This is a genomic window from Pseudomonas sp. MPR-R2A5 (assembly GCF_058793055.1).
The window spans coordinates 1-23,605 of the sequence record NZ_JBXAFK010000026.1; the positions used below are offsets into that span (position 1 = coordinate 1).

The following is a 23,605-nucleotide window of genomic DNA, read 5'->3' on the forward strand; positions in this document are numbered from 1 at the left end:
CTGCTTCATCGGGAAACTCGGTGGGTGGGGTCGCGGTATTTTGCCAAATCAGAAAGTTTTTTTCAGAGTTTCCCTAGTGCGCGACGCCATAGCACAGTTGAGCATATCCTGCTTCGGGTGCTTAGCCAGGTCTGTAATTCTCCAGCACTATACTCAACGTTATTCTCAAGCGTCTGCACTGCAATAATCCCCATAAACATACTATAAAACGTTTTTGAAATTTTATAAATGGATGCTTTATTTGAAGCAGCTCCAATAGAAAAGACCTGGCCAGGAAAGTCGAGATGTGGAGAGAAACCATCCACTTGCATTTCTGAAGATGTACCCAGTCTCACTATCCCCGATGCCAAAAGCGCCAGTTAAAGAGCATGACTTCCATGTAGTGTCGCCAAGGGAGCAGGTCACACTTCCTCTGGCAGGCGCCTGGCAGGTGCCCTGGATCAGCTGGAATTCCCACCCACCTGGTCTTTTCCATAAGCCTTGTTCGCAGGACAACGTTATTCCCGCGGCGCTTTTTGCAAGAAGGGTTCGGTCACTGCACTGTTGCCCCTCGGTAGCTATGCCTCCCAGGGACAAATATTCATTTGTCTGAATGCGATCATAGGCCGTTATCTTGCCCGTCGAGGTTATCTTTCCACCCCATAGTTCACCTCCGGTTGAAAAGTTTTTGTCGTTATAAACTTGGACCCAGTTGGGGCTATTTTGATAAATCCCGCCTCCCCATTTTTCGCTGTACCAGCCTGTGTCACCACGTGTTCTGAACCAACCACCTGTGCTGGTATCACCGGTAATGGTTGCAGTAGCGGCATTAACATTGGCTGTGGCGATAACGTTTCGAGCTGTAATGTCGGCGTTAGCTGTTATGTTGCCTGACGCTGTGATACTTCCTGCGTTGTTAATATTGTGGTTGCCCATCGTGATATCAGTATTCATCGTGTTGAATTCTGGATGATTGGGCACTGCGTTTCGATATAGATAGTCATTAGCCAACGCTCCATCCATAAGAAAAAGTGCGCTAGCTGTATGTCCTGGGCCAGGAGCTATAGCATAGTTACTTAGTGCTACCTGCCATCCACCCCGCACGCCCTGGACGATGTTCGGATTGGCAGAAGAGATGAACCCACCAGGTCCTCCGAGATTTTCAGCGATGGTTCGAATACCCATTTCAGGAATCGTCTGCCCACCTGTAGTAACCACAATCACTTCCAGTTGATTGGCGTTGGGTTTCCGGGCGAGGCCGACAATGGTCTGCCCAAAGGCGTTAGTGGGGCTATAACCTGCAGGAAGGTAGTTGGTGTTGACGAGCATCGGAACGGTTATTTGCACCGGTACGGTTGCTGCCGCGTTGGCCAGCACCACGCTGTAGTTATCCTTCAGATATTTGGCCAATGCCTCTGAAATGGTTCTCTGTTGATCAGCCGCAATTCGATAGTCCTGAGAATCCATCTGCTTGATTTGCCATGCGATCGCCAAAGTGACGACAACGGAGAAAACGGCCAATCCGATCGCCATGTCCAAGCTCAAGAACCCCCGCTGCTTGATCCTACTGGTCATTCCAGAGACTCCTTGATGATTGGTGAGCGATGTCGTGATCGAGCATCGTGATCTTTCCTGCATGGACTTTCTCTCGGATGCCCGGTCCGTCATCGCCTGTGAAAAGCAGGCTCTGCAGGGTTAATCGACGACTTCCTTCGTTGCCACTTGATAAGGACTGGTGAAGAACAGCCACCAACCCCTTGGAGAGCAGCTCTCGGGCGTTATTGAGTAACGGCTGAGCCAGGGCTGATATACGTTCAATGCCTTGAGTAACGCTGCCGGCATGACCTGTGCTGATAATGAGATGGCCATTGATCGAGGCTTGAATTACTTGTGCTGCTGTCGAGCTGTCGCGAATTTCTCCCACGAACAGGAAATCGGCTCTTGTGCGCAGCGCTAGGATCAAAGCTTCCTCGTATCCCCCCATCCGGCGAGAGACCGGAACTTGAATGCAGCGCCCACTCCCATGCCTGCCATTCAAAAATGGTTCTGGAGGATCCTCTACAGCCACACAAATGCCTCCCCAGGCCTCGAGACGTGCTTTCACCAGTGATGCAGCACTTGAGGTTTTCCCTGTGCCCATTTCCCCACAAATAAATATCAGGCCGCGTACCGTGTCGCTCATCAGCGCGTCCTGCAGATAGTCGGGCAGACCCAGCATGTCCAATGGACGGATCTGGACTGAGGATTTGCTTACGACAAACACAGGCTTGCCATTCAAATCCAGCAACTGGGTTACACGAAGGACGACGCCATCTTCAATTAGGGCGAACTCTGGATCCTGGGTTGCCTTGTGCTTTTCCTCGCACTGCGCCCGTAAGCGCTCAAGGTCTGCCCGCCATTCGGCGGGCGCTTCAACCCTTCGTGCCTGCCCAGGGAGACCTTTGGCGTCGGCAAATCCATCGCCGAGGTACAGGTCGACGAATTCAGCATCAGAGATCACGCTCACACTGAGTTCCTTAGTACGAAGTCCAAGCGATGGTATTGGCGTCCGAGGAGCAGCTGGTCGCAGCTGCCACCGCAGTGATTTCGCCGGCAATTGCAGTGCCGCCATTGATCGCCGTCGTTGTCTGTTTGTCCTTGGCCATGTTCGAGGCAAGGGTGATGCAGGCATTTTTCGGAAGGTTGGATTCTGTGATGGTGAAGGTCATGCCGTTGCTCATTACGGTCACTGCGCCGTTCCAGCGGTTGGACAGGGCATTACCGTTGATGCTCATGCCGCCAGTTGCCTCGAGGTTGATCAAAGAAGGCGCCAAGTTGGTGCCTGCCGTGGCGTAGCCCGTGGTGCTTTTCAGTCGTTTGGTATTGCTCAGCAACGTGCCGAGATTGCTCTGTTCAATGGTGACGTCCGAGCTGCCGAACGTTCTGTAGCCCATGAACACGATGAAACCAAGTGCCACCGCGATCAGCATCAACCAGAACATCCCGTCCAGGGAGAGAAATCCGCGTTGGTTGTTTTGAGTGTTTGTTGGCATTTCCAGTACCTCATTTAGGTTTGATTTAAAGCGTTGCAGTCACATTGCCGGCCAACTGGAAGATCCCGACCACTACCAGAATCATCATGACCCCCATGGCCATGGAGGACATGCCGATAAGAGATTTGGCGATGGCTTCGACGCGCTGAAGCGTTTGCTCCAGCCACCGGTTGGAAAACCGTTCCATCGACTCAGCGAAGCCTTTGCGGGTGGCGAGCACTTCCAGAAAATGCATCGCCATGAGGTCTGGGAATTGATGACCCGCAAGCTTCAATGCGGTACCGAAGTTTTTGCCGGCGCTCACTCCGTAATGAATGGCGCTCAGGCGCTCTTTCAACCATGGAGAGGCATTGCGTTGAAGAGAGGTCAGCGCATCTAGTTGGTTGATGCCGGAGCGCAGCATCACAGCCATGTTGAGCAGAAAGATCGATCCGTGGAGCGCCTTGTAGACTGACCAAGGCGGGAGCCTCTCTGCTCGGACTCGCAGGACCTGGAGCAGCTTGTTCAACTGCAGCTTCCACGAAGGGCTGGCGGCCGTAATCTGAAGGCCGCAAAACACGGGTAGAGTGATGATCGATATGAGGATAAAGACGATTACAGCTATCAGCGTCACTAGCCCGTAGTGGGTCACGAAATTCGATAGGGCATAGAGGAAGGCCGGCACGCCGGTCCACGCCTCGGGGTTGGAGCGTCGTGTCATGGAGGGCACCATCCACACTGCAATCACATACAGCAACGCCGCCATGACGCTCCACACCATGGAGGGGAAAACGGTGGCGGACGCTACGAGTTTGCTGATCCGCTGACGTACTTCGATGATCCTCACGCAGTCCCGAAATGCCTGCACCAGGTTGCCGGTGTCTTCCCCGGAAGCGATCAAAGAGTTCTCGTCATAGGGAACCCAGCCTTCGCAGGAAATGCTCAGCGATTTCCCACCTTTTACCGATTGCGCGATATCCCTGCAGGCAAGGGACACTGGATGGAGCTTCTGCCCGTTATCGCTGAATGCTCTGGCCACCGTGTGCAGTGCGTCTTCAAGCGACACACCATCCTCAAGGATGCCCATCAGGCTCTCGTAGAACTGGATTCTTTCGTTTTTGCCAAACTGCTTGGCATAGAAGGTCTCTGCCCAACGATTCAGCATCGCTCTGACGTCACTCAGCATGAGCGAGCTCCAGGATTTGCCGGTCAAAGTCCAACGGCCCCACCGTCATTTCGGCGTGGCGGGGGTCTACTAATCCTTGTTTCAGTTTGATGATCGTGTGTGCGGTCTTGGTAATACCGCCCATTTCCTTGACCCAGTGGCGACGTGCCGCACTTGCACCCTGCCCATTGAAAACGCGCATGAATTCAAGGTCGGTGAGCAAAGTTTCCGCAACCACCGTGCGACCGGTGATGCCCAAGCCTTTGCAATGCGGGCATCCCGGTCCTTTGAGGTAGGTCTCATCAATCGCTTCCAAATCGCGCAAGTGCTGCACCAGCGCACTGTTGAGCTGCCCGAGATGCTCGCGTGCGGGGACGCGGCAGTGGGAACACAGCACGGGCAAGAGGGATTGATTGACCACGCTTGTCATCAGTGCAGGATCAGTAACCAGGTGTCGGTCTACACCCATGTCGATCAGTCGTTGAAGAGCTGCTACAGCGTTGTTGGTGTGCAGTGTCGTCAGCACCAGGTGACCAGTCATACCGCCGCGGAAAGCCGCTTGTGCTGATGCAAGGTCCCGGATCTCCCCATACATGAGAATGTCAGGGTCGAGTCGCATGGAATTGGTGATCCCGTCATTCCAGGTTTCACCGGCGCCCAGCGGTGACTGATTGGCGAGAAGTGGATATTCAGGTGGATCTTCCATCGTCAGAATGTGTTTTGTTCCACCGCACTCTTCGTGCAAGAGGTTCAGGTTTACCTGCAGCGACTTCGATTTGCCGGAACCGGTGGGTCCAGTGATCAGGTTCACCCCATAAGGCAAGCTGCGGATGCGGCTGAATGCATCAATTTGCTGCGTCAGGAAACCGAGATCACTAAGCGTCATTTTGGTTTTGTCGTCATACAGCAGACGCAAAACCATCAGAGGGCCATCTACGAGCGGCCGAGTGGCGACTCGGGCACCGAACAAACCGAGTTGGTCGACATAGGCGCGTTTTACCCTGGCGTCCTGGCTCACCTGCGGCTGGTAGTGGTCTTTCGCGACATCGCACATGCTGTTGTAGAGGGACGAGCAGAGCTCCATGCCCACCTGGCTCTGGTGCTGTTCTGCCTCCCACAAGAGCCCGTGGATGCGAAAGAAGATTCGAGTGATATCGTGACCTACGACAAAGTGGACGTCGCTGGCATTGCGCCGGTGGGCTTCTCCTAAAAGCTGCACCACCTGGGCCTGGCGCTTCGTCTCAGTCGCCGATAGTGCTTTACCATTTGCATCATCATTGGCGCGGTAGAGTGCCTTGATTGTGCTCATCGAGCAGACCTTGACCTCAAAGTGGTGATTTTCGTGTTCCAGCTGGTCCTCGAATGCCATGACATAGGCATCCGTTTGGTGTTGGGCTGACACATACAAAATCCCATCGCTGGTCAACGCACATAGTTGACGCAGCTCGGGTTTCAGCTCAAACGGTCCACCAGGGGCCGTCAGCAGTATTTGGTGCGACGTCAGTAGGACTGCAGCAGACTCATCACTGTCAGGCTCTATGACATCTGGTTTTTCAGTCAGGATCGTCATCGAACTTCTCAATCAACGTTGGCCAGGGATCAGCCCAGGCGGCATAGGTGCTGATGGGGTAATGCTGGGGGCTGAATTGTTAACGTTGCTCAAGCTGGCCGGGGGCGTACTGGAAAAGCCGAGGGGGTAGCGCTTACCGCCACGCTCGAGGGTCACGTTTTCGACGGAGAGGATGGCCATGCGATAGCCACCGGGTAACTCCCGAGATGAGGCATCTGCGTCTACTTCAAATCCGCTGCTGTAGAGCAGAGTCGCACGCAGCCGTTTTGCTGAGCCGAATACCGCTTTCACGACAGGCAAGTCAGACTGTGTATCACTGCTGTGCGCCGAGGCTGCAGCCGGCTGTGTGAGGTTTCCTTGAGAAAAAAACACAGTTGACGGCTGCGTCGTCGCACTTTGGTCTTCGCCCTTGATCGATCTTTCGGCCTTGGCCTTCTCGGCTTTGGCATTCAACAAGATCGTCTGGCTTTGAATCTGGGCCAGCTCGCCGACGTTCACCCCAGATAGGGTGTTCTCATCTGCCCAGCTCGATGGTGCCCCTAACGCAAGGATGGAGCACAAAAAGCACAGCGCTTTATTTCGCATATAGGTCACCTATTACTGACCAGACAAGGTGGCCGGTCTCATATTTGGTTGTGATTTCGCGCAGCCGTAAGCCCTGACTGGGTGCGCCGGATAATGAGTCCAGCGGCGTAATGCCAGTGGCATAGCTCAGCTCGAATTGCTTCCATTGAGGCGGTGGGGGCGGCGGTGGCGCAGGTTGGCCCGGTATCGCTGGTTGAATGGGCACAACGACCGGCACTTCTTTCAGCACTGGGGTTTGAGTGAAGCTGTGCAGCCAAGACGACAGGTTCGCCAACATCACGATGGCGTCTTTTAGAGGCTCATCACCGGCTGCGGGTAGAGAGATGTCGAATTTCAACGTGGCCGAGTTGCCCTCGTCAAAGAAGGCCGGCCGATCAGAAAAGTGGCCCTGCGTCGCCTGTATCAGTTTGTCGGCCGTGCTATTGCCCGAGCGCTTATAGGAGGACAAAACCTGTGCGCCGTCGCAGACGGCACTCGTGAACTGCCATCCCTGAATGGACAGAGGCAACTGATAAATGACGTTGCTGCAACCCTCCAGGAAATCTGCAACAGATGGACGTTTGGCCCAAGGGTGTTCAAGCGCTTGGGGCGTCTGTTCCATACCGGATTCTTTTTGCAGTCTGGCCAACTCTGCCAGGCGTTGCTGTTCAGCCTGGAAAGCCGCCTCTTTGGCTATCTGGTCCTGATGGTTCTGCCATTGAGCCCATCCGATGATGCCGGCAGCGATCAGCACGCCAAGAACCGCCAGCTGTACAAGTTCTGGTTTGGATAGCCCAAAGACGAGTGGCCGTAGCCGGTACTCGCGTTTTAGATGCGACGGCTGAAGCAGCTCTGCCACGTCCAGTGGTTGACCGCCCATATCGAACTCTGGGGGCAGGTACTCGTTGTCGAAGTTGATCCCACGACTGCGTTGTTGCGCGACTCGGCGGCGGACCTCAGCACCAGTGCCGATCATGTCGCAGCCAGAGATCACGCCACCTTGATACACAGCAACGAGGGCATATTGGTCAATCTCGCTTTCAGTTTTCCAGGCCGCGATCCATGAGTCCCCCAGCTGTCCAGCCAGGGTGGCCGCGAGCGAGTACATCCCTTTGATGACCTCCTCGCTGCGCGCTACAAAACCTGCCTGAATAATGGCTGGTGTTCTTCTAATGGCGACAATGTCGAGGTGGTGCTCACGACCGTACTGGCGCGCTTCCTTCATGTGCCCGGTGACACTACCCAGCGGATGCCAGCGCAGACCGGTGACAAATGATTTTCCACGATACTGGAGTACCTGGACTCGAGCAGAGCGTGCATTTTTTGAGGTTTCCGCAACCATGGCTTACCCCTTGGAACCTGTGCAATGCAGCAGTGGGGTAGGGCAAGAGCCCCAAGGCTCGTTGGCAGCAGGTGAAATCACCGCGCTGGGGCTGCCTGTGTCGCTATCAACAACAGGAGTAATCAGCACTACGAGTACGCTGTGCCCTGTGGTGCGGACACGGCTGCCGCCCAAACCGAAGAATCCAGGATCCCCTACGCCAGACTTGGTTGCGTTTTCGCTGTTCTCCTCAAAACCAGTCAGTACGAGGGTTTGACCGCTGCGCAATTTGACCTTGGGCGACAGATTCTTGGTGTCGTAATCCGCTGTCTGGACACTGGAGCCGTTGCTCGTAAAAGTGGTGAAGGTCGGTTTGCTACTCATGCTCAGGGTGATCATCAGCAACATGTTGTCCTGGTCGATGATTCGAGGGAGCAACATCATGTTGAAGCCGCTGGTGATAGTCGCGGGGGTGAGCGAAGTAGACGATCCAACGGAAGCCGTAGTGGTTGTCGAGCTTGATGCGACATAGCTCTTTACGTTGCCGATCTGGATGGGTGCCGGCTGCAGATTCAGCGTGGTGACCGACGGCGAGCGAACGTTCGAGATTCGGCCCTGTTCGGAAAGTGCTTTGATGATTAAGTTGGAGCCAGCCCAAGGAGACTTCGACGTGTCCAAAATACTCAACGAGCCCGACACCGCGCCCGTGCTTATGCCGGTGGTGGCATTCTTCAGCGAAAAGCCCCATTTGTTGCTCAAGGACGTATAGACAGCCGTCCAGTCCAGGCCGGTCTGGTCTGTGTCGGTGAGAGTTACCTCGAAAACTTTGACGTTGAACAACACCTGACGGGTGATACTGCTGTTGATCGAATTCAGGTATTTAGCAACGTTTGAGAGTACTTCTGGTCGATCACTTACCGTCAGGGTGCCAGTGGAACGCGAGAGGAACATCCGACCTTGGGGCTGTTGGCTCAGCATCGCCTTGACGTTTTTTTCAATGTCTCCGATCAGCGAGGTCTTGATGGTAACGGTGGTGCTCTGGTTGCTGCCTGATTCACCCGATGCACCTGTCGACGAAGATCCGCCGCCACCACCACCGGAACTGCTCCCGCTGCCTGTAGCGGTCAGCAAGCCCGACTTCACTGTGCTTTCAATGACCTGGTCATCACCAAATGCCCAGACGTCGAACGTCTTGGTGTCGAAGTAAGTGACATGCACGCTTCGATCATCGGAGGAATAATTCCACGCTAAGCCCAACTGGGAGGTCGCTTGATTCAACAACCCTGACAGCTTGCCGCTGTACTTAATGGGGAATGTGTTGGGTGCAGTCAGCCCAATCGAATTCATTGAGCGGGCGTTGCTCGGAACATTGCCGATGACGCCGGCGGGCATGAAGTTGGTCAGGTTGTCGGCAGAGCCCAAACCAGGTGGAACTGCAGGTCCTGAGTTGCCCTGCGTCGAACTGGAAAGGACACTTGGGTCGATTGCGTCAGGGGCTACGATGACCGGTACACCACATTCACTAGTGATGTACTGCGCGATCTCAGCGATCCCAACGTTATATGAGGGGCGATAGGTGATGTCGCAATCCATGGTCAGCGGTAAACCACGCTTGGCGACCAGCGGTTTTTTGGACACCCATGGTTTGTCGCTGAACACCACCGTAGCGCGCGCGGACTCTTGCTGCTGATTTCTCAGAAATCGGCTGTATTGAGAGGCTGTCGCAGCGTCATTTTCAGCTCGGCTGGCCGATTCATTCACACGCTGCAGCGAACAGGAACTCACCAGTGCGACGATAAGTGACAAGGCTGTGCTTTTGATCCAGAGACGAGCAGTCATCATTTGTTCCTCTCTGTAATAAAAATCAGCCGCTGTGAGGAGTTACTGTCGACCACATCGACCAGAAAGGACCGTGGAGCCGAGTCGTAGAGAGGGAAAATCGACCCAATGGCTTCTTGGAAACTGCCCTCAAATCGAAGTGGAGCGTCAATTGAGTAATCCAAATCATCGACCTGCCACATCAGTTTCCAGCCCGCTTTTTCAGCCCAGCCTTCGACGGTTTGACGAAGGGTTGAGCCAGTTGAAGCCGTCCATGTCTGGGCCAGCGGCTTCGGCGCTGCAATGTCCGTCGCAACCGGCTTTGGCGCTGCAGAAACTGCGGACGGCGCGGTGACCAGTTTCGGAGTTGAAGCGGCCTTGGCATCTGGGTTGCTGGACGAAGTCGAGGCCGGACTCTGAGTCGGCAAGGCAGACGTTTGTTTTGTAGAGCCATCCTTGGTAATCACCGTAGGAGGGGCCACGGTTTTGGCTGGTGCAGCGTTCGCCACAGGGGTAGCGGCTGATGCCGTTGTTGTGAAAGGCGCTGTTTGGGGAACGGCGGCGACTACTACTTGGCTGCCCGCATCATTGTTATTGCTCTTCGCTGCGATAGGCTGTGCAGCTGTCGATGTGTTGAGTTGAGCAATCTGAGTTGATGCAGGACGTGGAGAGTCCGGGAGCTGGTAGCCAGGGCGCAGGACGTAGCACACCTGACGGTTGACCTCGTCGACCTTCACCTGCCAGGCCGGACCTGCGAGCACCTGCAGGGTGTTACGCAGGGTCATAGGGCCAAGTTTATATTGGGCTGCTGGGAGTGGTCGGGTGTAAAGGATGTTGACGTGGCCAGAGTCTGCCGAGCAAAGCGTATAACCTGAACGGTCCACCACGTACTGCATGGCCTCATGCACATTTGGGTGCATGTTGGCTGGAATGCTGATGTCGATAATCTGAGCCATCAGGTCACGTTGGCCAGAATCTGGCAGCGTGCTGACGAGGGTGTAGCGGCCATAGCGCACTACTGGTTCTTTTTCAGGAACGGCGCCGCCAGGATAGAGGTCTGGCGTCAACATGTCCGGATTGCGACTGCTGTCGAAAGCGGGCTTGGGTGTCTGCGCCGTTTGGGTCGTGCAACTGGCGATTAACGCTAGAAGCGAGAGCGTGGTGACGTGCCTGATCATGTGCCGAGAGGCCCCCTGTAATGATAGGGGAACGGTGACAGGCTGGTACCAGCTGCGCAGTAGGAAATAGAAAACTACGTCTATAGGTATTTATAGGCTATACAAAGATGACGCGACCGAGGTGGAAAATTACCTAGTATCTGATCACCCATTTCCATTCACGCTGAGCATTCATTTGCATTCACGCTGACCACTCAATTGCATTCGACCTGACCAGCTATCCTGCCATTACGCCTAGAGTAATGAATCCAAAATCGCGTTCAGCGAACATCCATTCGAACATCAAATCTCCGTCCGCGTGCTGAGGCGATTGTTAATCCCTCCTGGTCGTTACCCTGTGGTCGACCGGTGAGCATTGATCCCCATCGTTAACTCCCGCCACAGGCATTTGTGCAAGCAGGCTGAACGTGGTTAAATCTGCATATTCGATTATCCACATATGCAGAGCGATTGCTTATGAGCCTTACACCACACACATTCTTCAAGTGCTTGGGTGATGAAACTCGCGCCCGGATCATGCTCATGCTTTCGGCTGAGGGTGAGTTGTGCGTGTGCGAGTTAATCTGGGCACTGGACGATAACCAGTCGAAGGTCTCCAGGCATCTTGCCCAACTGCGTGCTTGCGGGTTACTCGCAGATCGGAGGCAGGGTCAGTGGGTTTACTACCGGCTGCATCCCGAGCTTGAACAGTGGGCACTGGATGTTCTGAACGTCACTACGCAGGCACACCAGTCCTGGGTTAACGACCATCAAGGACGGCTGGCTTCCATGGAAGACAGACCCGTGCGCCAAGCCTCCTGCTGCTGACATCCTGATCTGGAACATACTCATGCTCATCGCAGCATCGATTTTCGTAGTTACGCTCGTCTTTGTTATCTGGCAACCCAAGGGGTTAGGTGTCGGCTGGAGCGCGGCAGCGGGTGCCGTTCTGGCACTACTGACTGGCGCCGTAAGTCTAGGGGATGTGCCGGTTGTGTGGCACATCGTCTGGAACGCTACCGCGACCTTCATTGCTGTGATCATCATCAGTTTGTTGCTCGATGAAGCGGGATTCTTCAAATGGGCGGCGCTTCATGTCGCTCGCTGGGGTCGGGGCAAAGGCGGACGTCTGTTTGCGCTGATGATCCTGCTCGGTGCAGCCGTTTCGGCACTGTTCGCCAATGATGGAGCCGCACTGATTCTGACCCCAATCGTCATCGCGATGCTGACGGCGCTTCGCTTCAGCCCGGCATCCACCTTGGCATTCGTGATGGCCGCAGGCTTCATCGCTGATACCGCCAGTCTGCCGATGGTGGTGTCCAACCTGGTGAACATCGTTTCGGCAGACTTTTTTGGCGTGGGTTTCGGTGAATACGCTTCTGTCATGTGGCCAGTGAACCTAGTGGCCGTGGCCGCGACACTGTTCATGCTCTGGATGTTCTATCGCAAGGACATTCCCGCCCAGTACGACGCGGATCAGCTTGAGGCCCCGGAGTCGGTGATTCGAGATCGGGCGACCTTCATTGCTGGCTGGTGGGTACTTGGCCTGCTGCTGGTTGGTCTGTTCGCACTGGAGCCGTTAGGTATCCCCATCAGCGCTGTTGCTGCTGCGTGTGCAATGATCCTGCTGGTCATCGCAGGTAAAGGCCAAATCATCTCCACGAGAAGGGTCATCAAGGACGCGCCCTGGCAAATTGTCGTGTTTTCGCTGGGCATGTATCTGGTGGTCTATGGCCTGCGTAATGCTGGCCTAACCGACTCGCTCTCGGGGCTGCTGAACATATTTGCCGAGCATGGCCTATGGGCCGCTACCTTGGGCACCGGTATCACCGCTGCGCTGTTGTCCTCGATCATGAACAACATGCCGAGTGTGCTTATCGGCGCTCTGTCCATTCAGGGCAGCGACGCTACAGGACTGGTACGTGAGGCCATGATCTACGCCAACGTCATCGGTTGCGATCTTGGCCCCAAGATCACGCCCATCGGAAGCCTGGCCACGTTGCTGTGGCTGCATGTGCTAGCGCAGAAAAATATCCGCATCACCTGGGGTTACTACTTCAAAGTCGGCAGCATCCTCACCCTCCCTATCTTGCTGGTAACGCTGGTGGCACTGGCGTCGCGGCTGAGCATCCCTGTCTAGGAGAAACCCATGAAAGTGCTATTTATGTGTACGGCAAACAGCTGCCGGAGCGTTCTCTCGGAGGGGTTGTTCAACCACCTGGCCCCGAGCGGTTTTAACGCCGTCAGTTCGGGCAGCTTCCCAAGCGGACAACTGAATCCACGCGCCGTGAGTACGTTGCAAGCGCTTGGTATCGACACCACAGATCTCTACAGCAAAGGCTCAGAGGTGTTTTCGGACTCACCACCGGATGTGGTGATCACCGTGTGTGATAAGGCTGGAGGCGAACCCTGCCCGGTCTATTTCGGGCCTGCTGTCAAAAGCCACTGGGGCCTCGCCGACCCTTCCGATGTAGAAGGCACAGACAGCGACATCCAAGCCGCATTTGACGCGACCGTCGTCCAGATTAAAAAGCGTTTCGAGGCATTCTTCAGCTTGGATCATTCGGCGCTCACACCGCAGGAACTGAAGCGCGAGCTAGATCAAATAGGTGAACTGTAATGGACGAATTTTCCTCGGAAAGCAGCCTGGATCTACCTAATCTGGATCAGTCGCTAATCGACTTCGTCACACTGGATCGCCTGCAAGGCAACGAGCAACCGACTCACAAACCACGCATCTTGTTGCTGTATGGCTCAACCCGTGAGCGCTCTTTCAGCAGGCTGCTGACCCAAGAGGCCGCGCGCATCCTGACCCTAATGGGAGCCGAGACCGTCATCTTTGATCCCTCGGGTCTGCCTCTCCCTGATGACGCTCCGGAAGACCATCCAAAGGTTAAAGAGCTGCGGGATCTGGTTCTGTGGTCAGAGGGACAGGTGTGGTGTTCGCCAGAGCGTCACGGTGCAATGTCTGCTGTATTCAAAGCCCAAATAGACTGGATACCTCTCACGTTGGGCGCTGTCCGCCCCAGCCAGGGCAAGACGTTGGCCGTCATGCAGGTCTGCGGTGGATCACAGTCCTTCAACACGGTAAACCAGCTTAGGATCCTCGGGCGCTGGATGCGGATGATCACCATCCCAAACCAGTCGTCAGTACCCAAAGCCTTTCTGGAGTTCGACGACGCAGGGCGTATGAAGCCATCCGCCTACTACGACCGTGTTGTGGACGTGATGGAGGAACTGATGAAGTTCACGCTGATGGTTCGGGGCCGGGAAACGTATTTGGTAGACCGCTATTCGGAGCGCAAGGAAAGCGCCGAAGCACTCTCGAAACGAGTCAATCAAAGATCGATTTGAGCGACCAAGGGGATAGAGGATGAGCAACACCACAGTAAGGATTGCGCAGATTTCGGACGCTCAAGCCATCCAGGCAATTTACGCACCGATGGTTGAGCATACGGCGATTTCGTTTGAGCTTGAGCCGCCCACAGTCGAAGAGATGGCCAAGCGGATTGGGTCGACTTTGCCGACTTACCCGTATCTGGTAGCGGAGCGAGACGGCCAGCTCATCGGCTATGCATATGCCAGTCAGCACCGGGCTCGTGAGGCCTATCGCTGGTCGGTCGACGTCACCGTTTATATATCGCCAGAAGCGCACCGTAGCGGGGTCGGCCGGGCACTGTATGGCGTGTTGCTGCCGACATTGAAAAGGCAAGGGTTTCACGCAGCCTTTGCCGGGATCGCGCTGCCAAACGATGGCAGCGTGGGGCTGCATGAAGCACTAGGCTTCGCTCACATCGGTACGTATCCAGAAGTAGGATTCAAGCATGGCGCTTGGCATGATGTTGGATATTGGCGTATCGCGCTGGATTCAACGAGTCCGCCAAAACTGTCCGTGCCTTTCAGTGAGATCAGTCTCTTCTGAATGGGTCTCGACGGCCATTATGAGCGATGGGAAGATTCTAATACGTAACAAAGTCAATTATGTTCGACTCCTCGAAATGAATACGAGCAAAGTGGGTAAAATCGAAATAGATTTGCCACTTTCGGAAGTTTGCAGATATCGAACGAAACTATTGTTGCCGATGGGGAGGCCTATTAGATTCCAGAAAACAAAAGTAATGGTTCCAAGTACGTTTACAAGGTCTCAGCCACTAAGAAGCAGTGATATACCGCAGATCTACAAATTGGTCGCCAATGCTTGTCTCGCGTTGCCGGCCGCGTCGGGCTCAATGAGGTCACTTGCCAACTGACGCTTATCCTGCAGCATTTGCCAAAGCATCTGGTCGATTGTGTTTTCCACCAGCGGGATTTTCACCACGACCATGCGCAATTGCCCATTGCGGTAGGCCCTGTCCTCAGCCTGGTCCTGCAGTCCAGGCGTCCAGGGGAGGCCCAGGAACATCACATAGTTGGCCGCAGTGAGGTTGTTGCCGGTGCCGGCAGCGGAGGTAGTGGCGGCAAAGACGCGGGTTTCTGGATCACTTTGGAATTGATCGATCGCCTTCTGCCGTTTGCCTACAGAGTCACTGCCGACAACCGTGACGCACCCGTACTCAGCTTGCTTGCACCGAGTGCGAAGTGTTCCTACCGTATCCTTGAACTCACAGAACAAGATTACTTTGTCCTCCGCGTCCAGTTCGCACAGCAGATCCATTACGACACGAATCTTTACCTGCTCAAGCAACTGACGCAGTGATCCCAACCTGGCGAGGCTAGGCCTGTCTTCGAGCCGAATTTGATCGTATTGCTTGCGCTCTTCAGCAGTGAGTTCGATGGGTAAAGTTTGGCGCTGTTTGCCCTTGAGACCGGGCAAGACATCCTTGCGTCGACGGAGCATCCAATCGCCGATTGCGCCCCGCAGATTCATGCGGAAATCCTGACTGCCGGCGAACTGTTCGCAGAATTCTTTCAAGGGCAGTTTCCCAACGGGGTGGCCGGATAGCCGTAGCAGCGTGTGCAGCTCAGATTCTCGGTTGAGGACTGGCGTACCCGTCAGCAGGTAACGGTTGGGTATCTTGGCGGCAATGTCGAAGCCGTGACGTGTCCACGCGGCGGTCGGCTCTTTCAGGCGGTGCGCCTCGTCGATGATCATCACTTCAAAGTGTCCTGCATGCAGAACAAAATCGCCAAGGCGTTCGTAGTTGGTGATAATCCATTGCGAAGAGGGATCAAAGACCTGTTGGCCGATAGTGGCCTTGGGATACACCATCTGGATTTCGCGTTGCCAGTTGATGATCAACGTCGACAGGGTGATAACCAAGATGGGTCTATTAGCTGCTCGGATTGCAGCGGCAATGATTGCTTGGCGAGTTTTACCAAGCCCCATGTCATCCGCAAGCAAGGCGCTTGTGCGCTGTAGCAAGTGCCGGATGCCTGCCGGTTGATGGTCCAGTAAAGAATAACCAGCCAATGCCTGGTTAATCTGTTCGGTAGTGGACCCGGTGCGCTCGATTGAGGGCACCGCGGCTAAATACACATCGGTTGAGGTGCTATCGTCAGCCGCTTTTGCTGCGCGCTCTTGTGGCGGTCCACCAAGACTGATGCGGGTGATTTCATCAGCTGGAACAACGGATCCGTCGGTCAGCAGCTCTTGCACGGTGTCGAGGATTTCGAACTGATCCTCCGACAATCCAAGCTCCAGGATCAAGTTGCTTCGCACCACTTCCGCACCAGCGTCAATGCGCCAGGACTTGGAATGCCCGAGAAACACGCCGTGCATGCGCCTTGAAACGGCGACCGCGCCAGGATGGTAGTCACCTGACAGCAGGATCCCGCCCTGAACGAGTGGAGCTATCCGAAAGGTCAGCCCCCACGTGAATGCCTGCCGATCTGGGTCGTTTTGTGCGGCTGTGATTTTATGTGAAAACGTCTCCCAACTTTCATTGAAACGGTCCTCGGACAACTCCATCAAACGGTGGAAGAGCACATCCAGGTCATCCAGCAACTTGCCTTTTGGTAATCGCCAATAGCGATGTTGAGGATGCTCGGCACGCCGAATATAGAAACCATTACGTTCGAGAAACAGCCGGTTCGCACCCTCAACGTATTGCATTAAGACCCCGAAGTCATAGCCGTCAAAAATGACTTTTTCGACCAGGTCCTGCCGGCGGTTCATCAGACGTGGACGACTCATGTCCTGCTCAATCGTTGGTTGATCCATTCCGCACAGGCCTGGGCATGCATTTTTTTCCGGTTTCGATTTGTATAGCGCGACATGGATAGTGTTTGGTCGGGCCATTCCAGGTTAATGGCGAGCTCACCCGATTTGATCTTTGCCCAAAACCATTGATAGGCCCGGTCAACCCTGGAGCCCGACTTAGGTGTGCGATTGCGGAGCCCTCTCAGTTGTATCGTCACCAGGTGTTTGGGAGTCAATTTTGCTAACGTTTCGCCCCAGGCACTTTCATCCATTTGGATTTCTGCAGAGGCCAACGATTTCCCGTTTTCGCGAACCGAAAAAAGACGGCAGATGCCCCGATAAGCACTGTAGTCGTAACCATCAATGCAATGGCCCAGCGCTCGATGTTCCGCATCAAGATCGGCGGGGCACTTCAGTTCGATAATTTGCAGCCCATTTGGACTCACGAGGGGTGTGCTGGTTGAATAAAGCAGCGGCTTCCAGGGCGTTAAAGAGTCTGTTCTTGTTTGTGGATCTACTGCATCTAAAGCCTCACGGATGTCTATCAACGCGAGGTGAAAGCCATTCACCAAGCTGGCGATCTGGTGATAGGAAGCAGTAGCAATGAAGCTTTTGAGTTTCTGCAGTGCTTCACCAGAAGCTGGTCCGTCGCTCTCATCAACGTTGTTAAAGAGCTCGTTCAGGTCTCGAAAGTCGTCGGCGATTTTGGACCAATTGTCGTCCGACCAATCAGTTGGACACCCTGACAGCAGCCTGTTCCAGTCCTGCGTTTGATCCAGCAGTTGATACGGGATTTTATCCAGCAGCGCGAAGAGAGTGATCCAGTGCGCTTTTTTAAGAGGACGGCGATTGCCCAGTGAGGCTCCCAGCAGCAGTCGATGCCAGGGTCCTTGTGGCCCCTCGCGGCTGATACGGGTCAATGCACTGCCGGTATCGAATACCCGCTGTTGACCCAGGTAGCGCACTGCAGCGCGCGGCGCCTGTAGCAGCCAAGCCAGTGTGTCGGAAAGGGGGAGGCCCGCGTCGGCTATGCGACCTACCAGGCACTCTTCAGCGGAAATCAAATAACGGTCCTCACTCCAGTATGGGCGCCACGCCTGAAGTTCATCCCATGGGCAGTTCATGTATACCTGCTGCTGCCCATCCCACGGCCACGGCCATTGATCTGCTAGTACCAGAAGTGGAATCAGTACTGGCTGGGCTTTTAGGGCCTGAAGGCGGCGTTTTCGGTCACCTTGAGCCAGCCAGTTATAGAGCTTGGGTGAGGGACATTGCGCTGAACGAATGGCGAATAAAAGCTCTTGGTCCAGACACTGGCAAAACTGCTTCAGCGTGCTGCCAATCTGCTTCAGGTAAAATCGGGTGCGGGGATTGAAGTACCGATTGTTGCTCGCCGTCCAATCGAAGCCGCGGCGATTAAAGCTTCCTAGATCTTCAATCGAAAGGGCTTTCGCCCTCTCTCCAGCAGACTTGCAGAAGGAGGTCAGTAGGACGTCTGCATACCAGCGTTTTTCAAACCTGAGCAGTAGCTGCTGGGCCACCATTGCGGTGGGTTTTCTCTTATGCACGCGGTCCTTGCTGAAGATTTTGCAGGCCTTAACCTGATGACCATCGAAGTACTGGAGGTGATCGCCGATTCTGGCCAGGAGCCGCCGTGTTTGATCATCTGTAGAGGGCAGGGCTACGCACCAGCAACGAGTATGGACAGTGGAACTCAGATAGGTATCGATGAAGGAGGTCAGCTGGGAGGGCGGTACGTTAAATTGTAAAGCCCAGGTCTGGGCGACTTCAATTTGCCGGTCTGAGAACTTCTCCAGCTTCGGCGCTAAGATGCGCAGCCCCACCACCGATTGTCTCTTCTGTACGCTCACCCATGACCTCCTCTGCAATTTCGCAGAGGACTGTCAGGTATAGGAATGGTGGGCTTCTAGGGTTAATGCGTAACGGCGTTGTCGGTGATTTATATCGGCAATGGCAGAAGTCACACCCCTCTGGGTTTATTGAGATCTGGTTTGCCATTCAAGTTTGGAAAACTCACCTTGCATCCATTCGATTTGAAGCCTGTGCAACCCCAAAAGTCATAGCCACCGCCCCCTTTTTTTTGTCGCCTTGCGAGGGGTTGATTGCACTTGGGACAGTTGAAAGCGCCACCTGCTGTGGCTGGGCGTGGAGCGGACGCCATCGGCACACTCGGCATTCCACGTTGCTGAGACAGTTCCTCTTCCAGGCGTCTATGCAGACGCGCAACGACAGCTCCATAGGTGTCTTGGCCCTGGGCGACTTTGTCCAAATCCCGCTCCAGCTCCCTCGTAAAATCGAGCTCCACGAAACTGTAGAACCCTTCCAGCTTCGCGATTGTTTCCTCCCCCAGCGGCGCCGGTACCAGCTTGCGGCTTTTTTCCTCAATCATTCCTTTGCTGGTGATGTTCTTCAAGATCGAGGCGAACGTGCTGGGACGACCAATACCGCGGCGCTCCATTTCTTTGATTAGACTGGCCTTGGTGTAGCGGGATGGCGGCTGAGTTTTCTTCTTCAGCAGTTCTCCGTTGTGCACAGAGATGATCTGTTTTGGTGTGAGTGCAGGAACTGGGTTGCTCGCTGCTCCATCTTCCTCATCGTCTGTGTCATCGCCCTTGAGCAGTTTCCGCCACCCAGGATGAAAAAGGGTTTCACCAGTTGCATTGAATCGCAAAGCCTTACCATTTGGGCCAACCGCGAGCAGTTTTACAGCACGCACGTCGAATACCGCCGCTTCGATCTGGCTGGCCAGCGCCCGGACCCAAATCAACTTGTACAGGGCGAGTTCCTCGTCGTTCTCACCAGCTTTTGTATCAGCCCAATGCGTCGGGGTAATAGCGGGGTGGCCTTCCTGCGCGCCTTCGGCGGCCTTGAATGTACGTCGCTCGTCGACGGTCTTCAATCCGATAGATCTAGCTACGGTTCTAATATCCTCCATGGCCTCGTCTGGTACGTTGGGATTATCCGTCCTGTGGTAGGTGATCACGCCTTGTTCATACAATCGCTGGGCGACTTGCATGGTCTTGTCCGGGTCCCATTTCAAGGCGTTGCTGGCTGCTTGTTGAAGGGTGGAAGAGATGAAGGGCGCGGGTGGGTGGCGCTCGGCCTTGCGGTCTTCACAGGACTCGACGACGACATTACGTGTGCCGGCGACGAGTCGGGCCAGGTTGGCATCTTGAACGTAAGGAAAGTCTTTGCTCGCGAAATCCGGTACCGGTTGCCAGTCTGCATACCAGGTGGTGCCCTGATTCATATCCACAAAGTTCAGACGCACACCGAAGTGGTTGATTACCTGAAAGTTGCGGATCTCGCGCTCGCGCAAAACCACCAGGTATACGGCAGGCGATTGCACGCGGCCTGCAGAGGTGGGCTTGCCCATCAGTCGGCGTAGCTCCTGAGTCACCAGGTAACCCACCAAACGATCAAGTACACGCCGGCATTCTTGTGACGCGACTCTGTTCAAATCGATTTGGCGAGGATTGGCTAGAGCCTCTGCGACACGCTTCAGGGTGATTTCATTGAAGGTGATGCGTTTGTAGGATTTGACCGCCAGTACCTGCTGGATGTGCCAGCTGATGCTTTCACCTTCGCGATCCGGATCGGTTGCGAGGTAGATTTCATCGGCCTGTTTAGCTGCGGCCTTGATGGTCCGCACGGCCTTGGCGCTCTTATCCAGGATCTCGTACACCGGTGTGTAATTTTTGCGGACGCCTGTGGTGATCATGCTGTCGTCCTGCCCTCTGGCGGGCAAGTCACGTATGTGCCCACCACTGGCGACAACCAACCAGTGTTCGCCTGGGCGCAGTTTCTTCATCATTGGCTGAAGCTTTTTCAGCTTCCCAGGTGCCTCGATGATCAATAGCTTCACGGTGTGCCCCTTCTCAATTATGCAGAGCGGGACTGTCACGTCATGGCAGGTAAGGCTTCAATGGGAAATGGTCAATGCACAACGGGAGGCTTTTAGCGGCTAGAGGTCCAGCGTCAGCTGCTGTTCCTGGGCAAAGCCCTTTAGCCACGACGCGCGCATCGCAGGATGGTGGTAAGGGCAGTCATACACCCGTAGCCCTTTTCGGGCGGCGTCAGCACCGGCTATTTGAACGGCAGTATGGGGGTTATTGAATTGCCGCCTATCTGCTGGTTTCAAAGAAGTTCGAGATTGCGCCATTGGCTATCGGTCCCCGAAGAACAGATCTATCAGACAGTAACATCACGAATAGCGCATTTTTTTGCATCAAAAACGGAAGTTTTAAACTTCTGTGCTTGAGATAGCCGAATGGAAGTGTGACTCAACCTGAAAGTTAACGAATGGCGCGATTTTTTGCCAACCAATTGGCGGTTTGATGTCAATTCGAAGCTGGCTCGTCCGTCCAGTTCGCAACTCTGATCCACGCGATGAAGTCCTGAGTGGATTGTCCGCTTTGAACACGTAGTTGTTCCAGCTTGCCGTATAAGTGTTCAGTCATTTCGTCGTCGTCGTCAAAGTCGACGCGGTATTCAGTATCTAAGCGGTATTCATCGAGCAAGGTGTTGATAAATCGGCGGGCTTGCCAGGTATCAAGGTCTGTCTCTCCACGGCCCCCCATCAGATACTCTCCCGTTCGCCACCCAACTGGAGCCCATGATGCTCGGTTTATGTCCAGGGTGAGCCCGTAGTAGTCCGGAGCATTCACCTCGCTTTCATCAAAGTAAGCCCAGTAAACACGGCCTAAAGCTGGGTGCTCTGCGCCAATGACAACGTACCCTGTTGGGTCCCTCAAAACTTCATCCATCGGCACGTCCTAATTTGTAGTGGTTCTCTAATGAGGTCGGGGGAAACGATGAGCTGTTTCCCCCAACACCGACAGCTACACGAATGGGCCGAAAAATTAAGCCCCTGTTTTCAGAATTGCGGTGGATCGGTATCTGGATATTCATCCGGGCCTGGAGCTGGCTGCGGCCGCGATTCGGGTCTGTTGGACTGTTGCGAATTCTGGTTTTGCGAAGGCGCCAGATTCACCATGGTCACGCGGTGTGGCAGCATGCCGACCCGGCTGGCCTGGATTTTCAAAGCTTCGAATTCGCCATCGTCGTTCTTCCAACGGTCCATAACGGCGCGACCGGAAACCAGCACTCGCATACCTTTCTGGAACAGTTGCGAATAATGCTCGGCGTCCTTGTGCCACCACTCCACATTCGCCCAAAAACCGCCACGATCTTCGTAGCCGCCTTTGCCATCCGGAATCGAATTGTCGAAGTAAACGTTGGCTCGCATGAGTCGACGTGGGTCTTTATTGCCGTTGGGGAATTCTTTGAATTCCGGTGCAGAACCGATATTGCCTTCCCAGCCTTGTACGGGCGTGCCCATGAGTATTCTCCGAGGTTATTGGTGTTGCGTTGGGTTGTTGAGCTGCTGCAGGCGAGCGGTATACACGGCCTCTGCCTGGCCCATTTTTTCTGCGCACTCGGCGGCCTGTTTGGTGATCGAGTGCAGCAAACTCATTTGCATATTCAAGGTGATGCGCTGCAGCTCCATCACGTAAAGATCCTGCAGCATGGATTCCGGTGTTCTGGGTGAGCCCATCATTTCTGCCCAAACCCCTACGCCCATCCGCCGATCTGTCACCTGCTGCCATCTCAAAAACTGGGTGCCGGCTTGGGTGTTCTGCTCAGTCAACCGCACTGGAACTAGGGTGAATGGATATCGGCGGGCCTGGCTCAGCACTTCCTGGGCAAGAGCTTTTAAGTCCGATTCTTGAGCTCGGCAAAGATCGGCAAATTGGGTCAGCTCCCCCTTACCTTTAAAAGGCTTTAAAAGGCCCTTTAGTGAGGCAGCCTGTTGCAGTCGCTGAAAGGCTTCCTGTTGCAGTGGCCGGAAGGCGGTCTGTTGCAGCGACCCATCATTGGAGGGAATCTGGCCCATGCTCTTTAACCCTCAACGGGGTCATCGAGATGATCATCCGTCTCGGTTTGCTGCTGACCGCGGATGATCGGTGGCGCGAAATTCGAACGGCGGGTGCCTTCCAGGATGTCTTGTGGCAGCTCACCGTACCGCTCGTACATTTTGCGGGCTGCTTCAGCCTTGGCATTGTTTGCAGCGAAGTCGTCGCGGGCAGCGCCTGAGTACTTATAGATCTGGGCCAGACCAAACAGTCTCCGCAGTACCGCTGCGCCTTCGTCGATCCAGGTTTCCATATCGTGGCGCCCGACAAGGCCAACGTGCTGGGCCAACAGAATGCGTCTGACAATTTCGTCGTAGTTCGTCAGCAGGTACACAGCCTGAAATCCCAGGGGATTGGAGATGTACAGCGGGAGGCTGACAGGCTGGATCGAGAGGTTTTCGCTAATGCTGATGGCCGGTGGAAGAGAGGCCATGGCTGTGTCCAGGCGATCTTCGATGGTCTTTAACGCTTCCTTGGAATCGTTGATCTTTTCCTCGAGGAGGATCATCCACCAGTCAGAGTAGGGATCATCCTGTTGGGCGCCTCGAGACATTCGATTGACGACAGTGCAGAACCCTGACAGACCAATGATGCCGGCTTTGAGGTCATTTTTAGGGCGCCCCATCCATATACGAGCGGCGTGGTGAGTGTGAAGGGTGAGCTTCACATCGCTGCGCAGTGAACCGATGTTGAGCCGGAAGTTATCAGCCATGGTGCAGTGTTTCCTTGGGAAGAGGATTGACGTACCCATGCTGCAATTTGGCTATAGGAGACGCAGCATTAAATACGTAGCCCGATGGAAGGGGATTTGTTGAGGCTTCTATATAGGAAGAGCTGAAACTCGCCGGTGCGGACCGAATCCCTTGCGTGGCGGCCACCTCCGGTGCCGGATGCTGTCAGGGTGTTGTGGGCCACAACACTTGCCATGTCGCCGGCACGGATGCC

Annotated in this window: 22 protein-coding genes; 5 read left to right on the top strand and 17 right to left on the bottom strand. The window is 54.8% G+C overall.

Annotation, left to right across the window (positions count from 1 at the left end):
- Positions 1-237 precede the first annotated feature (237 nt).
- The 9 genes from pilV to pilL2 are packed head-to-tail and all read right to left on the bottom strand — an operon-like array spanning position 238 to position 10,606.
- Entirely contained in the window at positions 238-1,554 is a 1,317-nt protein-coding gene (gene pilV / locus AC1Q6I_RS18780; protein WP_019818096.1) for a shufflon system plasmid conjugative transfer pilus tip adhesin PilV, read from the bottom strand.
- Entirely contained in the window at positions 1,544-2,485 is a 942-nt protein-coding gene (locus tag AC1Q6I_RS18785) for an ATPase, T2SS/T4P/T4SS family (protein ID WP_008437359.1), read from the bottom strand. The genes pilV and AC1Q6I_RS18785 overlap by 11 nt, the downstream gene beginning before the upstream one ends.
- A gap of 10 nt (positions 2,486-2,495) precedes the next feature.
- Positions 2,496-3,011, bottom strand: coding sequence for a type 4 pilus major pilin (locus AC1Q6I_RS18790; protein WP_019818095.1), 516 nt, complete (start codon positions 3,009-3,011; stop codon positions 2,496-2,498).
- A 25-nt stretch (positions 3,012-3,036) separates the two neighbouring features.
- Positions 3,037-4,176: a type II secretion system F family protein gene (locus tag AC1Q6I_RS18795; protein ID WP_102624201.1), complete on the bottom strand. Its 1,140-nt coding sequence runs from the start codon at positions 4,174-4,176 to the stop codon at positions 3,037-3,039.
- Positions 4,166-5,725 carry a GspE/PulE family protein gene (locus tag AC1Q6I_RS18800; protein WP_019818093.1) on the bottom strand — a complete coding sequence of 520 codons (1,560 nt, stop codon included), beginning with the start codon at positions 5,723-5,725 and terminating at the stop codon, positions 4,166-4,168. The genes AC1Q6I_RS18795 and AC1Q6I_RS18800 overlap by 11 nt, the downstream gene beginning before the upstream one ends.
- 12 nt (positions 5,726-5,737) lie before the next feature.
- Entirely contained in the window at positions 5,738-6,310 is a 573-nt protein-coding gene (pilP, locus tag AC1Q6I_RS18805; RefSeq protein WP_008437355.1) for a type IV pilus biogenesis protein PilP, read from the bottom strand.
- Positions 6,300-7,631: a type 4b pilus protein PilO2 gene (gene pilO2 / locus AC1Q6I_RS18810; protein WP_024073376.1), complete on the bottom strand. Its 1,332-nt coding sequence runs from the start codon at positions 7,629-7,631 to the stop codon at positions 6,300-6,302. The genes pilP and pilO2 overlap by 11 nt, the downstream gene beginning before the upstream one ends.
- A 3-nt stretch (positions 7,632-7,634) precedes the next feature.
- A complete protein-coding gene (pilN, locus tag AC1Q6I_RS18815; protein WP_019818091.1) occupies positions 7,635-9,449 on the bottom strand; it encodes a PilN family type IVB pilus formation outer membrane protein in 1,815 nt (604 codons plus the stop codon).
- Positions 9,449-10,606: a PFGI-1 class ICE element type IV pilus protein PilL2 gene (pilL2, locus tag AC1Q6I_RS18820; protein ID WP_019818090.1), complete on the bottom strand. Its 1,158-nt coding sequence runs from the start codon at positions 10,604-10,606 to the stop codon at positions 9,449-9,451. Before pilL2 ends, pilN begins: the two co-directional genes overlap by 1 nt.
- A 456-nt stretch (positions 10,607-11,062) precedes the next feature.
- Here pilL2 and AC1Q6I_RS18825 point away from each other — a divergent pair, with 456 nt between their 5' ends.
- The 5 genes from AC1Q6I_RS18825 to AC1Q6I_RS18845 are packed head-to-tail and all read left to right on the top strand — an operon-like array spanning position 11,063 to position 14,507.
- Positions 11,063-11,413 carry a metalloregulator ArsR/SmtB family transcription factor gene (locus AC1Q6I_RS18825; protein WP_008437351.1) on the top strand — a complete coding sequence of 117 codons (351 nt, stop codon included), beginning with the start codon at positions 11,063-11,065 and terminating at the stop codon, positions 11,411-11,413.
- Positions 11,414-11,435: 22 nt separating this feature from the next.
- Positions 11,436-12,725, top strand: coding sequence for an arsenic transporter (locus AC1Q6I_RS18830; protein ID WP_008437350.1), 1,290 nt, complete (start codon positions 11,436-11,438; stop codon positions 12,723-12,725).
- A gap of 9 nt (positions 12,726-12,734) precedes the next feature.
- A complete protein-coding gene (locus AC1Q6I_RS18835) occupies positions 12,735-13,205 on the top strand; it encodes an arsenate reductase ArsC (RefSeq protein WP_008437349.1) in 471 nt (156 codons plus the stop codon).
- The gene (arsH, locus tag AC1Q6I_RS18840) at positions 13,205-13,939 is read left to right on the top strand and encodes an arsenical resistance protein ArsH (protein WP_008437348.1); all 735 of its coding nucleotides are present in this window, start codon (positions 13,205-13,207) and stop codon (positions 13,937-13,939) included. The genes AC1Q6I_RS18835 and arsH overlap by 1 nt, the downstream gene beginning before the upstream one ends.
- A gap of 19 nt (positions 13,940-13,958) precedes the next feature.
- Entirely contained in the window at positions 13,959-14,507 is a 549-nt protein-coding gene (locus tag AC1Q6I_RS18845) for an arsinothricin resistance N-acetyltransferase ArsN1 family B (protein WP_008437347.1), read from the top strand.
- A gap of 255 nt (positions 14,508-14,762) precedes the next feature.
- Here the strand turns inward: AC1Q6I_RS18845 and AC1Q6I_RS18850 are convergent, their stop codons facing one another.
- The 8 genes from AC1Q6I_RS18850 to AC1Q6I_RS18885 form a co-directional block, all read right to left on the bottom strand.
- Positions 14,763-16,718 carry a DEAD/DEAH box helicase gene (locus tag AC1Q6I_RS18850; protein WP_024073377.1) on the bottom strand — a complete coding sequence of 652 codons (1,956 nt, stop codon included), beginning with the start codon at positions 16,716-16,718 and terminating at the stop codon, positions 14,763-14,765.
- Positions 16,715-18,595, bottom strand: coding sequence for a hypothetical protein (locus AC1Q6I_RS18855; protein ID WP_019818088.1), 1,881 nt, complete (start codon positions 18,593-18,595; stop codon positions 16,715-16,717). The genes AC1Q6I_RS18850 and AC1Q6I_RS18855 overlap by 4 nt, the downstream gene beginning before the upstream one ends.
- A 110-nt stretch (positions 18,596-18,705) precedes the next feature.
- Positions 18,706-20,610 (bottom strand): type I DNA topoisomerase, encoded by a 1,905-nt coding sequence (gene topA / locus AC1Q6I_RS18860; RefSeq protein ID WP_008437341.1) that lies wholly within the window; start codon positions 20,608-20,610, stop codon positions 18,706-18,708.
- A 99-nt stretch (positions 20,611-20,709) separates the two neighbouring features.
- Positions 20,710-20,907 (bottom strand): CrpP family ICE-associated protein, encoded by a 198-nt coding sequence (locus tag AC1Q6I_RS18865; protein ID WP_073845721.1) that lies wholly within the window; start codon positions 20,905-20,907, stop codon positions 20,710-20,712.
- A gap of 178 nt (positions 20,908-21,085) precedes the next feature.
- On the bottom strand, positions 21,086-21,511 hold the full coding sequence (locus AC1Q6I_RS18870) for a hypothetical protein (RefSeq protein ID WP_008437339.1): 426 nt from the start codon (positions 21,509-21,511) through the stop codon (positions 21,086-21,088).
- 110 nt (positions 21,512-21,621) lie between these two features.
- The gene (locus tag AC1Q6I_RS18875) at positions 21,622-22,086 is read right to left on the bottom strand and encodes a single-stranded DNA-binding protein (RefSeq protein ID WP_008437336.1); all 465 of its coding nucleotides are present in this window, start codon (positions 22,084-22,086) and stop codon (positions 21,622-21,624) included.
- Between the two features lie 15 nt (positions 22,087-22,101).
- Positions 22,102-22,641 (bottom strand): DUF3158 family protein, encoded by a 540-nt coding sequence (locus AC1Q6I_RS18880; protein WP_008437334.1) that lies wholly within the window; start codon positions 22,639-22,641, stop codon positions 22,102-22,104.
- A 5-nt stretch (positions 22,642-22,646) separates the two neighbouring features.
- Entirely contained in the window at positions 22,647-23,372 is a 726-nt protein-coding gene (locus AC1Q6I_RS18885) for a PFL_4669 family integrating conjugative element protein (RefSeq protein WP_008437331.1), read from the bottom strand.
- Positions 23,373-23,605 lie beyond the last annotated feature (233 nt).

Excerpts from the sequence above, each read along its gene's own strand:
- pilO2 (WP_024073376.1), bottom strand. The coding sequence starts at position 7,631 with ATGGTTGCGGAAACCTCAAAAAATGCACGCTCTGCTCGAGTCCAGGTA.
- AC1Q6I_RS18885 (WP_008437331.1), bottom strand. The coding sequence starts at position 23,372 with ATGGCTGATAACTTCCGGCTCAACATCGGTTCACTGCGCAGCGATGTG.
- AC1Q6I_RS18845 (WP_008437347.1), top strand. The coding sequence starts at position 13,959 with ATGAGCAACACCACAGTAAGGATTGCGCAGATTTCGGACGCTCAAGCC.
- pilN (WP_019818091.1), bottom strand. The coding sequence starts at position 9,449 with ATGACTGCTCGTCTCTGGATCAAAAGCACAGCCTTGTCACTTATCGTC.
- AC1Q6I_RS18830 (WP_008437350.1), top strand. The coding sequence starts at position 11,436 with ATGCTCATCGCAGCATCGATTTTCGTAGTTACGCTCGTCTTTGTTATC.
- AC1Q6I_RS18850 (WP_024073377.1), bottom strand. The coding sequence starts at position 16,718 with ATGAGTCGTCCACGTCTGATGAACCGCCGGCAGGACCTGGTCGAAAAA.
- arsH (WP_008437348.1), top strand. The coding sequence starts at position 13,205 with ATGGACGAATTTTCCTCGGAAAGCAGCCTGGATCTACCTAATCTGGAT.
- pilL2 (WP_019818090.1), bottom strand. The coding sequence starts at position 10,606 with ATGATCAGGCACGTCACCACGCTCTCGCTTCTAGCGTTAATCGCCAGT.
- AC1Q6I_RS18825 (WP_008437351.1), top strand. The coding sequence starts at position 11,063 with ATGAGCCTTACACCACACACATTCTTCAAGTGCTTGGGTGATGAAACT.
- AC1Q6I_RS18790 (WP_019818095.1), bottom strand. The coding sequence starts at position 3,011 with ATGCCAACAAACACTCAAAACAACCAACGCGGATTTCTCTCCCTGGAC.
- AC1Q6I_RS18800 (WP_019818093.1), bottom strand. The coding sequence starts at position 5,725 with ATGACGATCCTGACTGAAAAACCAGATGTCATAGAGCCTGACAGTGAT.
- AC1Q6I_RS18875 (WP_008437336.1), bottom strand. The coding sequence starts at position 22,086 with ATGGGCACGCCCGTACAAGGCTGGGAAGGCAATATCGGTTCTGCACCG.
- AC1Q6I_RS18795 (WP_102624201.1), bottom strand. The coding sequence starts at position 4,176 with ATGCTGAGTGACGTCAGAGCGATGCTGAATCGTTGGGCAGAGACCTTC.
- AC1Q6I_RS18865 (WP_073845721.1), bottom strand. The coding sequence starts at position 20,907 with ATGGCGCAATCTCGAACTTCTTTGAAACCAGCAGATAGGCGGCAATTC.
- AC1Q6I_RS18870 (WP_008437339.1), bottom strand. The coding sequence starts at position 21,511 with ATGGATGAAGTTTTGAGGGACCCAACAGGGTACGTTGTCATTGGCGCA.
- pilV (WP_019818096.1), bottom strand. The coding sequence starts at position 1,554 with ATGACCAGTAGGATCAAGCAGCGGGGGTTCTTGAGCTTGGACATGGCG.
- AC1Q6I_RS18880 (WP_008437334.1), bottom strand. The coding sequence starts at position 22,641 with ATGGGCCAGATTCCCTCCAATGATGGGTCGCTGCAACAGACCGCCTTC.
- pilP (WP_008437355.1), bottom strand. The coding sequence starts at position 6,310 with ATGCGAAATAAAGCGCTGTGCTTTTTGTGCTCCATCCTTGCGTTAGGG.
- AC1Q6I_RS18835 (WP_008437349.1), top strand. The coding sequence starts at position 12,735 with ATGAAAGTGCTATTTATGTGTACGGCAAACAGCTGCCGGAGCGTTCTC.